Here is a 17,597-nt window from a genome sequence, read left to right on the forward strand (position 1 = left end):
TGCCCGACGAGAAGGGAGTAATGAACGCACGCGACAGTACGCTTCGACTCGGGACACGAGGGTCGGACCTGGCGCTTCGACAGGCCAGTACGGTCGTCGAAACGCTCGAAGGGCGCCGGCTCTCGGCCGAACTGGTCGAAGTCGAGACGACCGGCGACCAGCTCCGCGAGGAACTCATCCACCAGCTGGGGACGACCGGTGCCTTCGTCCGCAGCCTCGACGAGAAGGTCATCGAGGGTGAACTGGACGGCGCCATCCACTCGATGAAGGATATGCCGACCGACCAGCCCGACGACCTCGTCGTCGCCGGTATCCCACAGCGGGAGGCACCCGGCGACGTGCTCGTGACGCCGGACGGGACGACACTCGAAGAGTTGCCGAAGGGCGCGACCGTCGGCACCTCCAGTCTCAGACGGGGCGCACAGCTACTCGCCACGCGGCCCGACCTCACCATCGAACCGCTCCGGGGCAACGTCGACACGCGCGTCGAGAAACTGCTCGCGCCGAGTCGACAACGCGAACACGAAGCGCGCGTCGAGGCCGAAGCGGAAAGCGAGGAAGAAGAAGACGAGAGCGACGACGATGCCGACGACGAACCCGAGTACGAACGGACCGTCGAGGAGTGGTTCAACGACCTCGCCGAAATCGAGCGACGCGCGCTCGAACGGGACGTCGACACCGAGTACGACGCCATCTGTCTGGCCGAAGCGGGCCTCCAGCGAAGCGGTCTCCTCCACCATCTCGACTACCAGCAACTCGACCCCACGGACTTCGTGCCCGCGCCCGGCCAGGGCGCACTCGCAGTGACCGCACTCGACGGCGAACTCGCCGAGTCGCTCCACGAGGTGCTCGACCACCCGCGGACGCGCGTCGAGACGACCGTCGAGCGAACAATCCTGGGCGAACTCGGCGGTGGCTGTGTCGCCCCGGTCGGCATCTACAGCCGCCTCCAGGGCGAAGTCGTCACGACGACCGTCCGCGTCCTGGCTCAGGACGGTAGCGAGGAGGTCACGGCGACCCGGGACATCCCGGTCGCACGCCACGCCGAGGCGGCACGGACCTTCGCCGAGGACCTCGCTTCCCAGGGCGCCAGGCGGCTCATCGACGAAGCAAAGCGCGACCAGCCAGACGACGCCAAACGGGACCGATGAGTGAGGGCACGGTCTATCTCGTCGGCAGCGGCCCCGGCGACCCGGAACTGCTGACCGTCAAAGCACGGCGACTGCTCGACGAGGCAGACGTCATTCTCCACGACAAGCTCCCGGGGCCGGACATCCTCGGCGAGATTCCCGACTCGAAACGCGAAGACGTAGGCAAGCGTGCCCACGGCGAGGGGACCTCCCAGCAGTACATCAACGACCGACTCGTCGAACTTGCCCAAGAGGGCAAGAACGTCGTTCGGCTGAAGGGCGGGGACTCGATGGTGTTCGGCCGCGGCGGTGAGGAGATGCTGTACCTGGCCGACCACGGCGTCGACTTCGAAGTCGTGCCGGCGGTCACGTCGGCCGTCGCCGGCCCCGAAGTCGCGGGGATTCCCGTCACCCACCGCGACCACGCCTCCTCGGTGACCTTCGTCACCGGCCACGAGGACCCCACGAAAGAGGAGTCGGCCGTCGACTGGGGGGCACTCGCCGCCTCCGGCGGAACCATCGTCGTCCTGATGGGCGTCACCCGCCTGCCCGAGTACACCGAGGCGCTGGTGACCGCCGGGATGGACCCCGAAACCCCCGTCGCGCTCGTCGAACGGGCCACCTGGGACGCCCAGAAAGTCGCGACCGGCACCCTCGAAACCATCGTCGACGCCCGCGATGCAGTCGGCATCGAACCGCCCGCACTGACCATCATCGGCGACGTCGCAGGCACCCGCGAGCGCGTCGCCGACTTCCTCCAGAACGAACCCGATACATGACACGACCCACTGTCGCAGCCTTCCGACCAGACGACGACCGACTCACCCACGCAGTCGAAACGCTCGAATCGCTCGGCGCCGACCCGCTCGGCGACCCGATGCTGGCCGTCGAACCGACCGACGCGAGCCCGCGCACCGACGCCGACTACACGATTTTGACCAGCAAGACCGGCGTCGAACTCGCCGCCGAACGCGGGTGGGACCCCGCCGAAACCACCGTCTGTGCAATCGGCCAGTCGACCGCCGACGCACTCGAACGGGCAGGCTACGCCGCCGACGTCGTCCCCGAGGAGTTCTCCTCGCAGGGACTGGTTGACCGTCTCGCCGGCGAGGTCGACGGCGCGCGCATCGAAGTCGCCCGGAGCGACCACGGCTCCGATGTGCTCCTCGACGGACTCGAAGCCGCCGGTGCGTACGTCCACGAGACGGTGCTGTACCGCCTCGTCCGCCCCGATGGCGCCGGCGAGTCGGTCGAGCGTGCTGCTGCCGGCACCCTCGATGGCGCACTCTTTACCTCCTCGCTGACCGTCGACCACTTCCTCGCGGCCGCCCGCGAACGCGGCCTCGAGACGGAGGCAATCGCCGGCCTAAACGACGCTATCGTCGGTGCTATCGGAGTACCCACGAAGGAAACAGCGGAGGGGCTGGGAATCGACGTCGACGTCGTGCCAGACGAGGCGGAGTTCGAACAGCTGGCGGAGTCGGCCGTCGCAGTGCTCGACTGACGACCGGAAGCTTAAGTCCGAAGACGGTCCTACCCCGCAACGATGGGACCGGTGCCCGACCTCAGCGAGCGCGCACAGGCCTGTGCCGACCGACTCCGGCAGGCCGACAGCGTCCTGCTCGCCTCACACATCGACGCCGACGGCCTGACCAGCGCCGCAATCGCCTCGACTGGACTGGCGCGGGCCGGTATCACCCACGACGTCGTCTTCAAGAAGCAACTCGACGCCGACGAAATCGCGAGTATCGCCGCCCGCGAGTTCGACACGGTTCTCTTTACGGACTTTGGCAGCGGCCAGCTCGATATCATCGCCGAGCACGAGCGCGCCGGCGACTTCCAGCCGGTCATCGCCGACCACCACCAGCCTGCCGACGAGGAGACGGAATTTCACCTCAATCCCCTCCTCGAGGGCATCGACGGCGCCTCGGAACTCTCCGGCGCCGGCGCGAGCTACCTGCTGGCCCGGGCACTCGAAGACGAGACGGACAATCGCGACCTCGCGGCGCTTGCTGTCGTCGGCGCCGTCGGCGACATGCAGGCGGTCGGGGGCGAACTCGTCGGTGCCAACCGCGACATCGTCGAGGAGGGTATCGAGGCCGGCGCGCTCGAAGAGGGGACCGACCTCGCCTTCTACGGCAAGCAGACCCGCCCACTGCCCAAACTCCTCGAATACGCGAGCGAAGTCCGGATTCCAGGCATCTCCAACGACGAGGCCGGAGCCGTCTCCTTCCTGCAGGACCTGGACGTCGAGTTACAGACGGACGGTGAGTGGCGCCGCTGGGTCGACCTCACCGACGACGAACAGCAGACCGTCGCCAGCGCGCTCGTCCAGCACGCCCTCAAGCGGGGCGTCCCCGCGAACAAGGTCGACCAGCTAGTCGGGACGACCTACACGCTCGTCGAGGAGCCGGAAGGGACAGAACTCAGGGACGCAAGCGAGTTCTCGACACTCCTGAACGCCACCGCACGCTACGAGCGGGCCGACGTGGGACTGGGCGTCTGTCTGGGCGACCGCACGGGCGCGCTCGACCGGGCGCGGAAACTCCTCCAGAACCACCGCCGGAACCTCTCTGACGGCCTCCAACAGGTCAAATCGAAAGGCGTCGAGCGCGCCGAGCACGTTCAGTATTTCGACGCCGGCGACGAGATTCGGGAGACCATCGTCGGCATCGTCGCCGGGATGGCACTCGGCGTCGAGGGCGTCGACCCCGACCGGCCGATACTCGCGTTTGCCGAGAAAAACGACGAGGAGACGAAGGTGTCCTCCCGCGGGACCGCACGCCTCGTGGGGAAGGGACTGGACCTCTCTGTCGTGATGCGCGAAGCCTCCCAGTCCGTCGGCGGCGACGGCGGCGGCCACGACGTGGCTGCCGGTGCGACCGTCCCTGCTGGCCAAGAAGAAGCCTTCATCGACGCCGCCGACGACATCGTCGGCGACCAACTGGAGTGAGGCGTTTGTGTAGTGACAAAGCCACTCGCCGAGTAGCTTCGCCGCCGTTTCGCGCCGTCAGTAAATCTAGGTTTCGTTAAGGAAAGCAAAATTGTTTTATGTCCCACACCGGTCGTACTGCACGATGTCGCGTGTCTCGCTACCCCACGACGCGAAAGCAGGGCCGACGAAGTCGGAGGTCAGAGCGGTTCTGCTCGGCAAACTGGCGCTCAACCCGTCCGACCACTTCACCGAGGTCGGCTCCTGTACCGGGGCCGTCACCATCGAGGCCGCACGGCAGGCCGGCCGCGTCACCGCGCTCGAACGAAAGCCCGACCGACTGGACGTAACGCGGAAGAACCTCGACGCAAACGAGGTGACCGCCGACGTCACCCTCCGCGAAGCCGAAGCACCGGCAGGGCTGCCAGACGACGCAGACGCCCTGTTTCTCGGCGGCAGTCGAAACTACGAGGCGGTCCTCGACCACGCTGTCGAGACCGGTATCGACCGCGTCGTGATGAACGTCTCGCGACTCGAAGTCGCCGGCGCCGCGACCGAGGCGTTTCGCGACCGGGGCCTCCTCGATGAAGTCGTCCAGTTCCAGGTCAGCCACGGCTACGAACTGGCCGGAGCGACGAGTTTCGACTCCGACAACCCGGTGTATATGCTCGTCGGCGCTACCGGCGAGCAGACCGGAGACGAGGGACAGCAATGACCGTCTACGGCGTCGGTCTGGGTCCGGGTGACCCCGGCCTGGTGACCGTCCGCGGAAAGGATATTCTGGAGGAGGCATCGGTCGTCTACTCGCCAGGGCGGCTCTCGCGGTCGGTCGCGACCGAACACGTCTCCGAGGAACGGGTCGGCGACCTCGATTTCCCGATGACGCGCGACGAGGACGAACTCCGGGAGGCCTGGAAGGCCGCAGCAGCAGAAATCGCGCCGCGCGCACGCGAGGAGACGGTCGCGTTCGTCACGCTCGGAGACCCGAACGTCTACTCGACGTTTGGCCACCTCCGGCGGACGCTGGATGCGTTCTACCCCGACGTCGACGTCGAGACGGTCCCTGGGGTCAGCGCCGTCACGGCCTTCACCACTGCGCTGGGAATCGAGGTGGCATCCGGGACCAGCCTCACGCTGCAGGAAGCCGCCGGCGAGGCCACGCCGACCGGTCCCGACCGGATGGTGCTGTTCAAGGTGACCGACGCCCCGGCGACCCACGAACGGCTCGTTGCCGCCGGCTACGACGTGGTCTACGGCCGGCGACTGTACATGGAACAGGGCGAGACACTCGTCACCGACGACCCCGAGGAGTTGGCCGACCGGGACTACTACACCCTCGCCTACGCCGAAAAGGAGGGCGTCGAGACGACCGCGGCGACGGCGGCCTTCGACGTCGAAACGGAGGTGGAGCAATGACGGACCCACAGGATGCCATCGACGCCAACGCGGAGCGGCGCGAGGCCGAACGGGACCCCCGCATCGGCGAGCGGACCGCCGGCGAAAAACAGGAGGGCATTCCCTTCATCGGAGCCGGCCCCGGCGACCCCGGCCTTCTGACTGTCACCGGGAAGGAACTCGTCGAGGCCGCCGACCTGGTGGTCCACGCCGGGTCGCTGGTCAACAGCGACCTGCTCGAGGAGTACTGTGCCGAGGCCGAGCAGGTGTCGAGTGTCGGCAAGGATCTCGAAGAACTGGTGCCGCTAATGCGCGACGCCTACGAGGACGGACGCACCGTCGTTCGCCTCCACAGCGGCGACCCCGCCATCTACGGCGCGGCGCTCGAACAGATGGACGCACTCGAACACGAGGGGGTGCCAACCTACATAGTTCCCGGCGTCACCTCGGCCTTTGCCGCCAGTGCGACGCTTCGCACGCAACTCACGCTCAACGGCGTCGCCAACCACGTCGCCTTCACCCGTCCGCAGGGCAAGACGCTCGACCCCGAGGAGGACCACATCAGCGAGTTTCTGGAGATGGGCGACGTGACGACCTGCATCTACCTGGGGACCCACGCCGTCAGCGAGACGATGGAGCGACTGCTCGACGCGGGCCACGACCCCGACACCCCGGTCGCCGTGGTGTACCACGCCTCCTGGCCCGACGAGGACGTCATCGAGGGCACGATTGGGACTATCGGTGAGCGCGTCGAGAAAGCGGGCTACCGAGCCAGCGCGCTGGTTCTCATCGGCGACGCGGCGCGGAAAGCGGGCTACGAGCGGTCCTATCTCTACGGCGACTGGGCGAACCGAACGGGAGACACGGAAGAGGATAGCTGACATGAGCACGGACGAGACAGAATCGACGGACGCGGACGAATCGAGCGGCCACTGTTCGACGCCAGACTCGGACGCCGCCGAGCGGAGCTCGGCGAGCTGCGAGCCGTCGTCTCGCAATGGTGAAGTGGCCGAAGAAATCGCTATCGTCAGTTTCGAGCGAAAGCTCGACACCGCCCGGGAAATCGAGGCCGAACTCGCCGACGAGTACGCCAGCATCGACATCGTCGAGTACCACGGCGAGGTGTTCGACGAGTACTGGGGCGAGTACGACTGCTTCGTCGGGCTGATGGCCTCGGGCATCGCGATGCGCAAGACCGCACCGCTGCTCGACGACAAGTGGGACGACCCCGCTATCGTCGTCGTCGACGAGGAACTGACCTGGGCCATCCCCATCACCGGCGGCCACCACGGCGCGAACCAGGTCGCCCACGACCTCTCGAAACTGGGCGCGGTGCCCGCGATGACGACCGCCAGCGAGGCCGCCGGCAAGCAGGGCGTCGAGAGCAAGGCCAAGGCGCTGGACGCCCACGTCGTCAACGGCGATTCGACGGTTGCGACGAATCTCGCAGTGCTGAACGAAGAACTCGGCCCGGTCGCCCGCCTCGACGGCCCGCGTGCGGTCCTCGTCGACGACGACGTGACCGTGCTGAAACGCAACGGTGGAGAGGGCGTCGTCCTCGGCACTGGCACAGTTTCGGGCGTCGACAGCGAACAGGTCATCGCGGCCTGGGAGCAGGCGCTCGCGGACCTCGAGCTCGATTTTTCGGACGTGGACTTCGTCGCCACCGGCACCCGAAAAGAGGGCGAGGAGGGGCTGTACGAAGCGGCCCAGGAGATTGGGGCTGGCGTCGTCCTCTTCGAGAAGGAGACCTTAGAGGAGTTCGAGGGCCCCTCGCCGTCGCGGTCGAAGGAACTCATCGGCTGGCCCGGCATCGCCGAAGCGTCGGCCATCGCCGGCGGGCGCAACCACGACCTGCTCCGCGAGAAAGAGCGGTTCGACGACGCCGTGACCGTCGCGGTGGGGCAGTGAGATGAGCGACGCAGAGACGCGAACGAGGAGCGGTCCCGACGAGATGGGCACGCTGTACGTCGTCGGCATCGGTCCGGGTTTGCCGGACACGATGACGGCACAAGCGCGGGAGGTCATCACGTCCGCCGACTGCGTCGTCGCGTCGAACCTCTACCAGGAGTTTCTCCGAAAGGACGGCACGCTCCCCCCAGAGGAAGATTTTAACGAGGACGGCATCGTGACCCGGGAAGACGGCACCGAACAGGAACTCGTCCGCTCCTCGATGGGCCAGCAGGTTGAACTCGCGCGGGAGGCCTTCGAGCGCGTCCGCGCCGGCGAGGATGTCGCCCACGTCTCCGGCGGCGACCCGAACCTCTACGGCAAGAGTGACCTCGTCTTCCTGATGGCCGAGGAGGAGGACGCGACGGACGTCCCAATCGAAATCGTCCCCGGCGTGACGGCGGCACTGGGCGGGGCGGCCAACCTCGGCGCGCCCCTCTCGAACGACATGTGTACCGTCTCACTGTCGGACAAGTGGCGCGGCTGGGACGAAATCGAGGAGAAACTGCGCGCGGCAGCCATCAGCGGCTTCGTCGTCGTGCTGTACAACTGCTGGCGCGACTACGAGCGCGCTATCGACGTGCTCCGCGAGGAGCGGGCCGACGACGTGCCGGTCGGCATCTTCAACGACGCCGGCCGGGGCAACAGCGGGCGCAACGCTGACGGCGAGACACACACCATCACGACACTCGGCGAGGCGACCGACCACGACGAAGAAGTCGGCGGCATGGGCACCTCCATCGTCGTCGGCACGGCCGAGACCGACGTCTGGGAGAACGACTACCGGCAGTATCTCGTCACCCCGCGTGGCGGGCGTGACGTGGAGGATTTCTGAACTATGAGTACCGACAACGACACCAGCAAATGCGGCGCGAGCAGTACCGAATCGGAACCAGAGAGCAGTGCCTGTGGCGCGTCGAGTTCGTCGACCGACACCAGCAGTTCCTGCGGTGCCTCCAGCGACACCGAGGAGAAAGTCGGCTCGACCGTCGACGATTTCGACGCCGACCCCGGCGAGTTCGTCGCCGTGGGACTGGGCCCCGGCCAGCCGGAGGGGATGACCCAGCGGGCGCGAGCGGCGCTGCTGGAGGCCGAGCACATCGTCGGCTACAGCACCTACATCGAACTCCTCCCCGACGAGATTCTCGACGCCGCCGACGAACTGTACGACACGCCGATGTGTGGCGAAGTCTCCCGGACCGAGGAGGCAATCGACCGCGCGCTCGCGGGCAACGACGTGGCCATCGTCGGCAGCGGCGACCCCAACGTCTACGCGCTGGCCGGCCTCGCGCTGGAAATCATCGAATCGAAGGGTGCGACCGCCAGCATGCTCGACTTCGAGGTCGTGCCGGGTGTGCCCGCCGCTCAATCCTGTGGCGCACGACTGGGGGCGCCGCTGGTCAACGACAGCGTCAGCATCTCGCTGTCTGACCACCTGACGGACATGCCGACCATCGAGTCGCGACTCCACGCGGCAGCCAAGGAGGGCTTTACCATCGCCATCTACAACCCGTGGAGCCGCAAGCGCCGGGAGAACTTCCAGAAGTGCTGTGAGATTCTCATGGAACACCGCGCGCCGGACACGCCCGTCGGCGTCGTCCACGGGGCCGGCCGCGAGGACGAGCAGGTCGAAATCGTCGACCTCGAAGAACTGGAGGAACTCGGCGAGACGGACCTCGTCGACATGACGACGACCATCGTCGTCGGCAACGAGGAGACGTACGTCTGGGACGACCGGATGGTGACCCCGCGAGGCTACGAGACCAAGTATGACTACTGAGTACCGCATCGAACTCGACAGGGCGGCCTGTGACGGTATTTTCGCGTGTCTCGTCCGCGACGGCCGTTTCGTCGAAGCCGACGACGGACTGGCGACCATCGAGAGCGGGGCGGACGACAGCGACTCGGTGGTCGACGCGTTCGACGACGACCGACTAGCCGACGCCCAGCAAGCGGCCGAGGCCTGTCCGGTCGGCGCTATCACCGTCGAGGTGAGCGACGATGAGTGACACAGCAACCGAGCCGTCACTCCCCGAAACGGCAGATGACTTGCTGGCCGCCACGCCCGAAACGGCCTACTTCTGGGGCCGGGTCGCCGGCGACGGCGACCTGACCGACGAGACAGTGACCGTGCGTGCAAGCGACGAGACAGCCGCCGCCGCGCTGGCAGCGATTGTAGACGCCGAGCGCGTCGACCACCAGGTTACCGCCCACGAGTCGACACACGACGCCTCCGTCGTCCGGTACGAGGACGAGTACGAACTGCAAGTATCCGACGGGACGGCCGCCCGCGCCAGCGCGGCGCTGGGGCTCCCGACCGATGGCGAAGCGGGTGGCTACCGGTTCGACGTGTTCAGCGACGAGCGCGCGCCGCTCGTCCGCGGCTTGCTGGAGGCCTGTGGCACTGTCTGTTTCCGCGAGTCGAGCGGGTCGGTCGGCATCTCCTTCGTCCACGACGACGAGCGCCTGCTGGAGACGGTCAAGACGCTGCTCGCCGAGGCCGAGCTACACGTTCCGACCGACGACCTCGAAGACTCCTCATCGGGCGGTTACTGGTTCGGACTGGCCGACGACGCCGACACGGCCGCCTTCGCCGAGTGGGTATACCAAGGCAGCGACGAGTCGGGGCTGTACGCTGCGGACCGCCGCCAGAAGCTCTTCCGGAGCGTCGAGCGTGCGACCGGGACCGACGTGGGGAACCTCTCGACATGACCGCAAGCGAGCGCGCGACCGCGGCCGGACTCGACGACGAGGCCGTCCTGCTGGTCGGACACGGCTCCCGCCGCGAGAAGTCAAACGAGCAGGTCCGCACGCTCGCGGCCGACCTGGAGGGGCGACTCGGCATCCCCGTCGACGCGGGGTTTCTCGAACTCGCCGAGCCGTCGATTCCCGACGCCATCACAGGGCTCGCGGGCACCGTCTCCCAGATAACCGTCGTCCAGCTCTCGCTGTTCGCCGCGAGTCACGTCAAGACCGACGTGCCACTCGCAGTCCAGCAGGCCCGCGCGGAGTACGACGACCTGACGCTGAACAACGGCGCACACCTCGGCGTGCATCCGGCAATCGTTGACCTGCTGGACGACCGCGCGGCGGCCGTCGAGGCCGAGCTGGGCGTCGACCGCGAGACTGACGACGTTGCAGTCGTCCTCTGTGCCCGCGGCTCTTCGGACCCCGACGCCAACGGCGACGCGCACAAACTCGCCCGTCTGCTCTACGAGGGGCGGGCGTTCAGCCGCGTCGAGACGACCTTTATCGGCGTCACCGAGCCCACCCTGGAGGAGACGCTGCACGCGCTTGCCAAACAGCGCCCGGACGCGGTCGTCGTCCTGCCGTACATGCTCGGCGACGGCGTTCTGACCGGGCGGGTCCGGGACGGAGCCGACGAGTTCGACGAGGAGTATCCCTACGTCTCGGCGGCCGCGGGCGACCCGCTCGGGACCGACACCCGCCTGCTGGACGTACTCGGCGACCGCTGGCAGGAGGCCCGCACCGACAGCGTCGACATGTCCTGTGACACCTGTAAGTACAAGGTCGAACTCGACGGGTACGAGGAGGACCAGGGCGGCGCCCGGGCCATGCTGCGCGCGCTGACCCACCAGGCCGAACACCGCGACCGCGACGACGTTGACGACGAGCCCCACGTCCACGACGCGCCCGAAACCCACGTCGCGGTCTGTACAAACCAGACCTGTGCGGCCGACGGCGCACCAGCAGTACTGGAACGCCTCCGGCAGGCCGCTCGCGACTCGGAGGCGTGTGACGCCCGCATCACGCGGTCGTCCTGTCTCGGCCGGTGTGGCGAGGGCCCGATGGTCGCCGTCTACCCCGACGGCATCTGGTACGGCGGCGTCAGCGACGACGACGCCGAGGAAATCGTCAGTTCACACCTCGACCGTGGACGCATCGTCTCCGACCTAGTCGACCAGACGCTGTAGGATCGCATGCGAACCGACTCACGATACCCAAACACACAGACACACATGGCTTGTCAAGAACTCGAAGCGCTACGACTCGGACTGATGAACGTGCTCGGAACCGAAGACGAAAGCATCCGTTCCCACGCCGAAGCGGAACTCGGCGACGACCTCTCGGGGCCCATCGAGGCACTCACAGAGGCGACGACGCTCACGGCGCTCCAGCGCCACCTCGATGCGGCGCTTGTCGACCTGGAAGAAGCGATTGCCGCCACAGACCCCGAAACTGACGAGTACGACTATCTGCGCGGTCGCCTCGTCGCCGTCAGAGACGCAGAGCGGGCGCTCGCCCGCCTCACCCAGCAGGGGGAGAGTCTCCTCGACGGCCTCGGCGAGGCACACCACCTCTTACACGAGGCGTTCCCCGTCGATGAGTGAGCGTCGGCAGCGGTGGACCGCCTCGCTTAGTCCGCTCGACCCCGCCGGGTCGCGCCACCGCGGCCGCCGCTCTGCAGTCACGCTGACCGATGATGCCGCAGTCGTCGGCACTGCGACTGGTGACGTGGTCGCGTTCGACCGCACGAGCGGCCGAGAGCAGTGGCGTGCAGCGGGCCCAGACGGGGCCAGCGTCGTCAGCGCCATTCCCTTCGACGGGGGCGTGGTCGTCGGCGAGCGCGGGCCGGACGGTGCAGTGCGAGCCTACGCTGCTGACGGCACGGAACGCTGGCACGTCGAGACGGCCGACGACGTTGGCGACCCGCAGAAGGACACTCGATTTTTCCTGCCGTTCGTCGTCGACATCGCCACCGCCGACGGGCGCTGTTACGTCGCTGCCCGACGGTACGAACGCCGCGGTGACCGACCGGAGGGCGAGCGTCGCCACTTCGAGAGTGTTATTTATGCCTTCGAAGGAGATAGAACGGAGGCATGGCGGTACGCGACCGACGCCTCACCGATTTCGCTGGCCGCCGACGGCCAGCAGGTCGCCGTCGCGTACAACCGCTGTCCCGGCGATTTCCAGCATGGACTGGCGGTACTCGACGCCGCCGATGGAACCGAGCAGATGCTCTGGGACCCCGGAACCGACGGCCAGCGCCGTGTGGGCGACGTGGCGCTGCTCGACGATGATCTCGTGGTCTGCTCGCACGGCGACTATCGCGGCTACCGACTCGACAGTGACGGCAGCGTCCGCTGGCGCGTCGACCTCGCGACGCCAGTCGAACGGGGCGAGGATACCGTCTACGCCTATCCGAATCACGTCCACGCGACGGCGTCGGGGGTCGTCTTCGTCACCGGGAACACCTACCCGGAAGAGGGACGGGAAACCGACCAGCGCCACCCCACCGAACACACCGCACTCGGCTATACGCCGACCGGAAAGCGGCGGTGGGCCGTCGACATCGGCGGGTTCGCCAGCGGCCTGGGAACCGCCGGCGATACCGTCGCCGTTCCGTGTGCACAGAACTTCCGCCGGCGAGAGTCGGACAGCCACGCCTGTCGCGTGTTCGACGTGCGAGCGGGACTGACTGGGACACTCGCCACCGACAGCGTGGTCACGGCTGCCGCAGTCGACGGTGAAACAGTCGCGGCAGTCGAAGAACCGGTCGTCTATCACGACGACGGAAAGCAGCGGGGACAGTATCGCGTGCACCGCTGGAACTGAACTGCCGCAGAAATAGCCGGACTAATATCACAGAAGGAAGATATGAGCGGATATGGACAGGCGTGAGTATCTGCTCGGCGTGACAAGTGCGACGGGACTACTGGCAGGCTGTAACGAACTATCGGAATTGAATGACGCTGGAGCGGACGACGATGACACCGAGGAAGCAGACGACGAGACTCCAGCAGCGGAGTCAGTGCAGGTACAAGCCGTTCGAGAGTTCTTCCGTGCCCTTGATGAGGGAGACATCTCGACGGTAAACGAGTTGACGCATCCGGAATCACCATTTGGGGAGCTATCCGCGGATAGCGCCGAACGGTACCGCGACGAAGTCAGTCTGACCGTCGAGAGCGCATCGTTGAGCGAAGTCGACGGAGACCGAGCGACAGTCGACGTGACGATGGTTATCGAGGAGGCCACTGACAGCGAGCCACAGCGACAAACCCGCGCTATCAAACTCCGGGAGACCGTCGACGGCTGGCGTTTCTACGATAGCAACCCGCGCGAAGAAACGACACCGACGGAGACGACCCCGAACGATGAAGGAGCACCGGGTCGCATCCAGGTCACAGATGCAGTCGGACGGGACATCCAAAACGGGAAAGTTCGGACAGTTCAATTCAGCCTTGAGGAGTACGGTGGGTCAGGGAATATCGACCTGAGTCAGCTACGCATCGAGTGGGTAGACAGCTCAGGTGTGTACATGCTGACCTACGGCGAACGGCCGGACGAACAGACGTTTACCGTCGACACCATCCAAGACGATAACGAGTCGCTATCTGGCACTGCGCCGGTCATCGACGATTCGAGTGACCGGGCACTCATTCAGGTCAGTGTTCCAACATTCCGGGAAGATGGTCTCAAGGCGGGTGAAGTTGCGAGTGTGGAATTCGTGACCGAGTCAGACCGGGAGACCCATTGGGAACTGCAAGTGCCAGATTCGCTGTCCGGAGTCGAGACGGTCGAACTGTGAGACAGCCATGGCAGTCGGAGAGCCGGTGGTCTACCACGACAACGGACAGAAGCAGGTTGCATACCGAGCGTTGACTGCGCCGATGTGAACCGATTGTGTTTCGCCCTGATTCGGTGGCTACTCCGCAGTCGATTCCACGCCCAGACGCGTCGCCTCGGGGCCGAACACGTCTTCGAGAAGCCCCGGCACGTCAGCGGGCGTCACGTCGGCGTACCACCGCCCTCGCGGGTGGATGGCGACGGCAGTCCCGTCCTCGCTGCAGAGCCCGAGACAGCCAGTCTCGGCGACGTGGACGTTCGACCAGAACACGCCCCGCTCGCGAAGCCACTCCTGAACTGCATCGAGGACGGCCTGGCCGTGTGCGTCCGCACAGCAAGCGTACTCGCCGTCCCGGTCGGTCGTACAGACAAGGACGTGGTCGGTGAATCCATGCTCGAAGATTTCGGCGGTTCGTTCCTCCATCAGTCACCCGTCACCGACGTGTCGACGCTGGTCTCCACCTGGGCCCCAGCGCGTGTGTCCAGTTGGGCGTGTGTCGCCGCCAGCGCCAGCCAGAGCAGCACCTGGCCAAAGACGACGAGGCCGGCAATCCCACTCTGGAGCGTGGCAGGGAGCGCGCCCTGTGTCGTACTCGTCGGTGCGAGCAGTGCTGGCACGGCGAGCAGTCCAAACGCCGCCAGCGCGCCAGCGACACCGACAAAACGGCCCCGTGACTCGCTGAGACGGATGTAGGCGTACCCCGAGAGGAGGCAGGTGAGTGCGCCGGCAACCATCATCCCGCCGTACCAGAGGAGTCGTGTCGTCGTCGCGAGAGACTGCTCTATACCCGGCGACACTGGCGGCAAGACGAGCCAGGGTGCGCCGGAGACGGTGACGAACCCCGCCGCCGCCAGGATGTAGCTTTTCGTCGCGCCTGACCCCGGAATTGCGGGTTCGAGAAAATAAAAGCCGACGCCGAAGACCACACCGCCGAGAAGCACTCCCCACAGCGCCGCCGAGGCGACACTCACTCCGTGAGAGATGGCCATCGACGCGATGCTTGCGTGGTGTCCATCGGCATGGTGTCCGCCGCCATGGTGGGCGGCTCCGCCGGTGTGGCCCAGTCCGTCGGCGTAGACGACCAGCGGGTTTGCAACGAGGACGACGAAGAGTGCGAACACGACGCCGGCGACGAGCCCCGCCTTCACGCCGCGCGTGAGCGTCGCCGCGAGCATCAGTGACAGGTGATGCCTGCCGCGTGCCGGAAGTTGTGCATCGCGTCGTGGACGAGCGGGTCCTGCACGAACAGGAGCGTGAAACCGAGTGCAGCCCCGAACAGCAGTCCGGCAGCTATCTGTGTGGGAGTGAGTTGTCCGCGCGCGTACTCGATTCGACCCTGAACCGTCTCTGGTGTCGCCATGATAAATCTAGATTGTGAAAGCACAACTGGGGTTGTAAAGCTTGCGAGTGGTCCCGCGAGTCAGGGACGTCGGGCAGACCCGACCGTCGCGTCGATACGGTCTGCGGAGAGTGCAGCCAGTGGGATGCGGTCGGCCTCGGCCGTCTCGACGATGGTGTCGGTGACCCCCGCCCGGGAGTCGTCGCCGGCGTCGACCACGACGACACTGGCGTCGGTCGCCGCCAGTTCCGTTGCGGCCGCTCGCGACGCACCCGTTGGGCTCCCCTCAGCGACGTTCGCGCGGCCGTCGGTGACGAGGACGACGACGCTCGTCGTGGGGTCGGCGCGGTCGATAACCTCGCGCGCAGTCCGGAGCCCTGCCGGGATGGGCGAGCGGTCGCCGGTCGGCAACTCCTTGAGATGTCGGGCCGCAAGCGAGACGCTGTCGGTCGGCGGCAACACCACGTCGGCGTCGTCGCCGGCGGCGGTGACGAAGGCCACCTCGTCGCGCTGCTGGTAAGCGTCTTTCAGCAGTTCGAGCACTGTGCCCTTGGCCGTCTCCATGGCCGGGCGCATCGAGGCGCTGGCGTCGACGACGAACACCACAAGCGCCCTCGACTTCCCCGCACGGACGGACTGTCGGAGGTCACGCCTCGCGACGCTGTCTGCTCCACGACGGCTCGCTGCCCGCACCGAAGCCGCTGCGTCGACCTGGCCCGAGCTGTCGGCCGGTTCCGAACGGACGCGCGGTCCCTCGTTGTCGACGCTCGGTTGCGTTTCCGAGCGAGAACCCGACCCGTCACCGCTCACGGCGCTGTCCGGGACAGACAGTGGTGGCGCACTCCCTTCCCCGACGTCGGCCCAGGACTGACCGGGGACGAGCGGCGTCCCCTCGGGCGTCTGGTCGGAGTCGCCCTCGTCACCGTGTTCGGCGTCGCCGCGCTCCGGACGACCGCGAGCAGCCTCACCGCCGCAGTCGCCCTCGCTGTCGTCAAAATCGTCTGAGTCGGGGTGGTCGCCGTCACCACTGCTGGCTGCGCCGCCGCCCGGCGGACCATCAATCTCGTCGCCGCCGTCGCTTTCACCAGCAGATTCGTCACCTGAATTGCGGTCCGCTGACTCGTCTGGTGCCGAATCCGAACCAGTCTCCTCCGACGACGCTCCGCCGTCGTCTCCATCGTCCGTCGACTCCGAATTGTCGTCGTCCTCACCCTCAGCGTCGTCACTCTCGCTGTCGTCGAAGTGGTCGTCAAGCACGTCCTCGGGGTCGGGCGCGTCCTCGAACGGCCGGGACTGCAGTCGGTGTGGGAGTGCCAGTTCCGCGGCGCGGCGAACGTCCGCTTCGACGACTGTGGTCCGGCGGTCGAGCGCGGCGAAGGTCCTGGCGGCCCGCGTCGTGGCGATGTCCCCACGGTGGCCGTCGACGCCCGCGTCGAGACAGAGTTCGGCGATGTCCTCGACGAGCGCCGTCGCGATACTGACTTCGTCGAGATGGTCGCGCGCCCACAAAAGTTGCTCGCGGTACTGGTCAGTGTTTCCTTCGTGGGTACTCTCTTTTCGCCCGAGCGCTTGCTCGACGATAGCAACACGGTCTTCGATATCTCGACAGCCCGTCACCGTCGCCTGGAGGGCAAAGCGGTCGCGCAACTGGGGGCGCAGGTCGCCCTCCTCGGGATTCATCGTCCCGACGAGCGTGAACTCGGCGGGGTGAGAGACGCTCACGCCGTCGCGTTCGACCCGGTTGACGCCGCTGGCGGCAGCGTCAAGCAACACGTCGACGAGGTGGTCGTCGAGCAGGTTCACCTCGTCGACGTAGAGGATGCCGCGATTCGCCCGCGCGAGCAGGCCGGGGTCGAACTCGTAGTCGCCGGCGAGTGCGTCGGCCACGGAGAGACTGCCGACCACCCGCTCGCGGGTCGCGCCCAGGGGCAGCGTCACCAGCGGGACGGGCCGTTCGGTCGTCGGCGGGTCGCTCCGCTCGCGACAGTCCACACACTGCCGGGACGGGGCATTCGGCGGACAGCCGTACGGACAGTCCGCAATCACGCGCTGGGCGGGGAGGAGGTCCACGAGCCCGCGGACCGCCGTCGACTTGGCCGTTCCTTTCTCGCCACGGACCAGCAGTCCGTCGAGGTCGTCGTTCGCCGCGACGGCCAAAAGCGCCTCTTTGAGCCGCGTCTGCCCGACTATCTCACCAAACGAGAGGTCGCCGGGTCGCGGGTGCGTAACCTTATTATCCGCCCCGTTTCCAACCATAGTTGC

20 protein-coding genes are annotated in these 17,597 nt (G+C 66.9%); 16 read left to right on the forward strand and 4 right to left on the reverse strand.

From position 1 onward, the window contains the following. Positions 1–20 precede the first annotated feature (20 nt). The 16 genes from hemC (at position 21) to QYL91_RS02585 (ending at position 13,957) form a co-directional block, all read left to right on the forward strand. The gene (gene hemC / locus QYL91_RS02510; protein ID WP_302081808.1) at positions 21–1,151 is read left to right on the forward strand and encodes a hydroxymethylbilane synthase; all 1,131 of its coding nucleotides are present in this window, start codon (positions 21–23) and stop codon (positions 1,149–1,151) included. After that, complete coding sequence (gene cobA / locus QYL91_RS02515) at positions 1,148–1,909, forward strand: uroporphyrinogen-III C-methyltransferase (protein WP_302081809.1); 762 nt, start codon at positions 1,148–1,150, stop codon at positions 1,907–1,909. The genes hemC and cobA overlap by 4 nt, the downstream gene beginning before the upstream one ends. Then, entirely contained in the window at positions 1,906–2,634 is a 729-nt protein-coding gene (locus tag QYL91_RS02520; RefSeq protein ID WP_302081810.1) for a uroporphyrinogen-III synthase, read from the forward strand. Before cobA ends, QYL91_RS02520 begins: the two co-directional genes overlap by 4 nt. Positions 2,635–2,676: 42 nt before the next feature. Beyond that, positions 2,677–4,083: a single-stranded-DNA-specific exonuclease RecJ gene (locus QYL91_RS02525; RefSeq protein ID WP_302081811.1), complete on the forward strand. Its 1,407-nt coding sequence runs from the start codon at positions 2,677–2,679 to the stop codon at positions 4,081–4,083. A 124-nt stretch (positions 4,084–4,207) separates the two neighbouring features. Then, positions 4,208–4,777, forward strand: a complete 570-nt coding sequence (gene cbiT / locus QYL91_RS02530) for a precorrin-6Y C5,15-methyltransferase (decarboxylating) subunit CbiT (RefSeq protein ID WP_302081812.1) — start codon at positions 4,208–4,210, stop codon at positions 4,775–4,777. Beyond that, positions 4,774–5,478: a cobalt-factor II C(20)-methyltransferase gene (locus QYL91_RS02535; protein ID WP_302081813.1), complete on the forward strand. Its 705-nt coding sequence runs from the start codon at positions 4,774–4,776 to the stop codon at positions 5,476–5,478. Before cbiT ends, QYL91_RS02535 begins: the two co-directional genes overlap by 4 nt. Further along, positions 5,475–6,338, forward strand: a complete 864-nt coding sequence (locus QYL91_RS02540; protein ID WP_302081814.1) for a cobalt-precorrin-4/precorrin-4 C(11)-methyltransferase — start codon at positions 5,475–5,477, stop codon at positions 6,336–6,338. Before QYL91_RS02535 ends, QYL91_RS02540 begins: the two co-directional genes overlap by 4 nt. 1 nt (position 6,339) lies before the next feature. Next, positions 6,340–7,368 (forward strand): cobalt-precorrin 5A hydrolase, encoded by a 1,029-nt coding sequence (gene cbiG / locus QYL91_RS02545; RefSeq protein ID WP_302081815.1) that lies wholly within the window; start codon positions 6,340–6,342, stop codon positions 7,366–7,368. A gap of 1 nt (position 7,369) precedes the next feature. Beyond that, positions 7,370–8,242, forward strand: a complete 873-nt coding sequence (locus tag QYL91_RS02550) for a precorrin-3B C(17)-methyltransferase (RefSeq protein ID WP_302081816.1) — start codon at positions 7,370–7,372, stop codon at positions 8,240–8,242. Between the two features lie 3 nt (positions 8,243–8,245). Next, a complete protein-coding gene (gene cobJ / locus QYL91_RS02555) occupies positions 8,246–9,187 on the forward strand; it encodes a precorrin-3B C(17)-methyltransferase (RefSeq protein ID WP_302081817.1) in 942 nt (313 codons plus the stop codon). After that, positions 9,177–9,416, forward strand: coding sequence for a ferredoxin (locus QYL91_RS02560; RefSeq protein WP_302081818.1), 240 nt, complete (start codon positions 9,177–9,179; stop codon positions 9,414–9,416). The genes cobJ and QYL91_RS02560 overlap by 11 nt, the downstream gene beginning before the upstream one ends. Further along, on the forward strand, positions 9,409–10,119 hold the full coding sequence (locus tag QYL91_RS02565) for a cobalamin biosynthesis protein (RefSeq protein WP_302081819.1): 711 nt from the start codon (positions 9,409–9,411) through the stop codon (positions 10,117–10,119). Before QYL91_RS02560 ends, QYL91_RS02565 begins: the two co-directional genes overlap by 8 nt. Next, complete coding sequence (locus QYL91_RS02570) at positions 10,116–11,342, forward strand: CbiX/SirB N-terminal domain-containing protein (RefSeq protein WP_302081820.1); 1,227 nt, start codon at positions 10,116–10,118, stop codon at positions 11,340–11,342. Before QYL91_RS02565 ends, QYL91_RS02570 begins: the two co-directional genes overlap by 4 nt. 45 nt (positions 11,343–11,387) lie before the next feature. Continuing rightward, the gene (locus QYL91_RS02575) at positions 11,388–11,759 is read left to right on the forward strand and encodes a DUF3209 family protein (protein ID WP_302081821.1); all 372 of its coding nucleotides are present in this window, start codon (positions 11,388–11,390) and stop codon (positions 11,757–11,759) included. After that, entirely contained in the window at positions 11,752–12,984 is a 1,233-nt protein-coding gene (locus tag QYL91_RS02580) for an outer membrane protein assembly factor BamB family protein (RefSeq protein ID WP_302081822.1), read from the forward strand. Before QYL91_RS02575 ends, QYL91_RS02580 begins: the two co-directional genes overlap by 8 nt. 52 nt (positions 12,985–13,036) lie before the next feature. Beyond that, positions 13,037–13,957: a hypothetical protein gene (locus tag QYL91_RS02585; RefSeq protein ID WP_302081823.1), complete on the forward strand. Its 921-nt coding sequence runs from the start codon at positions 13,037–13,039 to the stop codon at positions 13,955–13,957. A gap of 117 nt (positions 13,958–14,074) precedes the next feature. Here QYL91_RS02585 and QYL91_RS02590 read toward each other — a convergent pair whose 3' ends face one another. The 4 genes from QYL91_RS02590 to QYL91_RS02605 are packed head-to-tail and all read right to left on the reverse strand — an operon-like array spanning position 14,075 to position 17,591. Further along, positions 14,075–14,419 carry a (2Fe-2S) ferredoxin domain-containing protein gene (locus QYL91_RS02590; protein ID WP_302081824.1) on the reverse strand — a complete coding sequence of 115 codons (345 nt, stop codon included), beginning with the start codon at positions 14,417–14,419 and terminating at the stop codon, positions 14,075–14,077. Then, a complete protein-coding gene (locus tag QYL91_RS02595) occupies positions 14,419–15,171 on the reverse strand; it encodes a CbtA family protein (protein ID WP_302081825.1) in 753 nt (250 codons plus the stop codon). The genes QYL91_RS02590 and QYL91_RS02595 overlap by 1 nt, the downstream gene beginning before the upstream one ends. Beyond that, entirely contained in the window at positions 15,171–15,356 is a 186-nt protein-coding gene (locus QYL91_RS02600) for a CbtB domain-containing protein (protein ID WP_302081826.1), read from the reverse strand. The genes QYL91_RS02595 and QYL91_RS02600 overlap by 1 nt, the downstream gene beginning before the upstream one ends. A 60-nt stretch (positions 15,357–15,416) precedes the next feature. Beyond that, positions 15,417–17,591, reverse strand: coding sequence for a VWA domain-containing protein (locus tag QYL91_RS02605; RefSeq protein WP_302081827.1), 2,175 nt, complete (start codon positions 17,589–17,591; stop codon positions 15,417–15,419). Between the last annotated feature and the right edge of the window lie 6 nt (positions 17,592–17,597).

It is taken from the genome of Salinibaculum rarum (genome assembly GCF_030505615.1).
Classification (GTDB): Archaea; Halobacteriota; Halobacteria; order Halobacteriales; family Haloarculaceae; genus Salinibaculum; species Salinibaculum rarum.

Bases quoted from the DNA above. Each gene is read 5' to 3' on its own strand.
- QYL91_RS02570 (WP_302081820.1), top strand. From the start codon at position 10,116: ATGACCGCAAGCGAGCGCGCGACCGCGGCCGGACTCGACGACGAGGCC.
- QYL91_RS02585 (WP_302081823.1), top strand. From the start codon at position 13,037: ATGGACAGGCGTGAGTATCTGCTCGGCGTGACAAGTGCGACGGGACTA.
- QYL91_RS02580 (WP_302081822.1), top strand. From the start codon at position 11,752: ATGAGTGAGCGTCGGCAGCGGTGGACCGCCTCGCTTAGTCCGCTCGAC.
- QYL91_RS02565 (WP_302081819.1), top strand. From the start codon at position 9,409: ATGAGTGACACAGCAACCGAGCCGTCACTCCCCGAAACGGCAGATGAC.
- cobA (WP_302081809.1), top strand. From the start codon at position 1,148: ATGAGTGAGGGCACGGTCTATCTCGTCGGCAGCGGCCCCGGCGACCCG.
- QYL91_RS02550 (WP_302081816.1), top strand. From the start codon at position 7,370: ATGAGCGACGCAGAGACGCGAACGAGGAGCGGTCCCGACGAGATGGGC.
- cbiT (WP_302081812.1), top strand. From the start codon at position 4,208: ATGTCGCGTGTCTCGCTACCCCACGACGCGAAAGCAGGGCCGACGAAG.
- QYL91_RS02540 (WP_302081814.1), top strand. From the start codon at position 5,475: ATGACGGACCCACAGGATGCCATCGACGCCAACGCGGAGCGGCGCGAG.
- QYL91_RS02575 (WP_302081821.1), top strand. From the start codon at position 11,388: ATGGCTTGTCAAGAACTCGAAGCGCTACGACTCGGACTGATGAACGTG.
- QYL91_RS02560 (WP_302081818.1), top strand. From the start codon at position 9,177: ATGACTACTGAGTACCGCATCGAACTCGACAGGGCGGCCTGTGACGGT.
- QYL91_RS02520 (WP_302081810.1), top strand. From the start codon at position 1,906: ATGACACGACCCACTGTCGCAGCCTTCCGACCAGACGACGACCGACTC.
- QYL91_RS02595 (WP_302081825.1), bottom strand. From the start codon at position 15,171: ATGCTCGCGGCGACGCTCACGCGCGGCGTGAAGGCGGGGCTCGTCGCC.
- QYL91_RS02525 (WP_302081811.1), top strand. From the start codon at position 2,677: ATGGGACCGGTGCCCGACCTCAGCGAGCGCGCACAGGCCTGTGCCGAC.
- QYL91_RS02600 (WP_302081826.1), bottom strand. From the start codon at position 15,356: ATGGCGACACCAGAGACGGTTCAGGGTCGAATCGAGTACGCGCGCGGA.
- QYL91_RS02605 (WP_302081827.1), bottom strand. From the start codon at position 17,591: ATGGTTGGAAACGGGGCGGATAATAAGGTTACGCACCCGCGACCCGGC.
- QYL91_RS02590 (WP_302081824.1), bottom strand. From the start codon at position 14,419: ATGGAGGAACGAACCGCCGAAATCTTCGAGCATGGATTCACCGACCAC.
- QYL91_RS02535 (WP_302081813.1), top strand. From the start codon at position 4,774: ATGACCGTCTACGGCGTCGGTCTGGGTCCGGGTGACCCCGGCCTGGTG.
- cbiG (WP_302081815.1), top strand. From the start codon at position 6,340: ATGAGCACGGACGAGACAGAATCGACGGACGCGGACGAATCGAGCGGC.
- cobJ (WP_302081817.1), top strand. From the start codon at position 8,246: ATGAGTACCGACAACGACACCAGCAAATGCGGCGCGAGCAGTACCGAA.
- hemC (WP_302081808.1), top strand. From the start codon at position 21: ATGAACGCACGCGACAGTACGCTTCGACTCGGGACACGAGGGTCGGAC.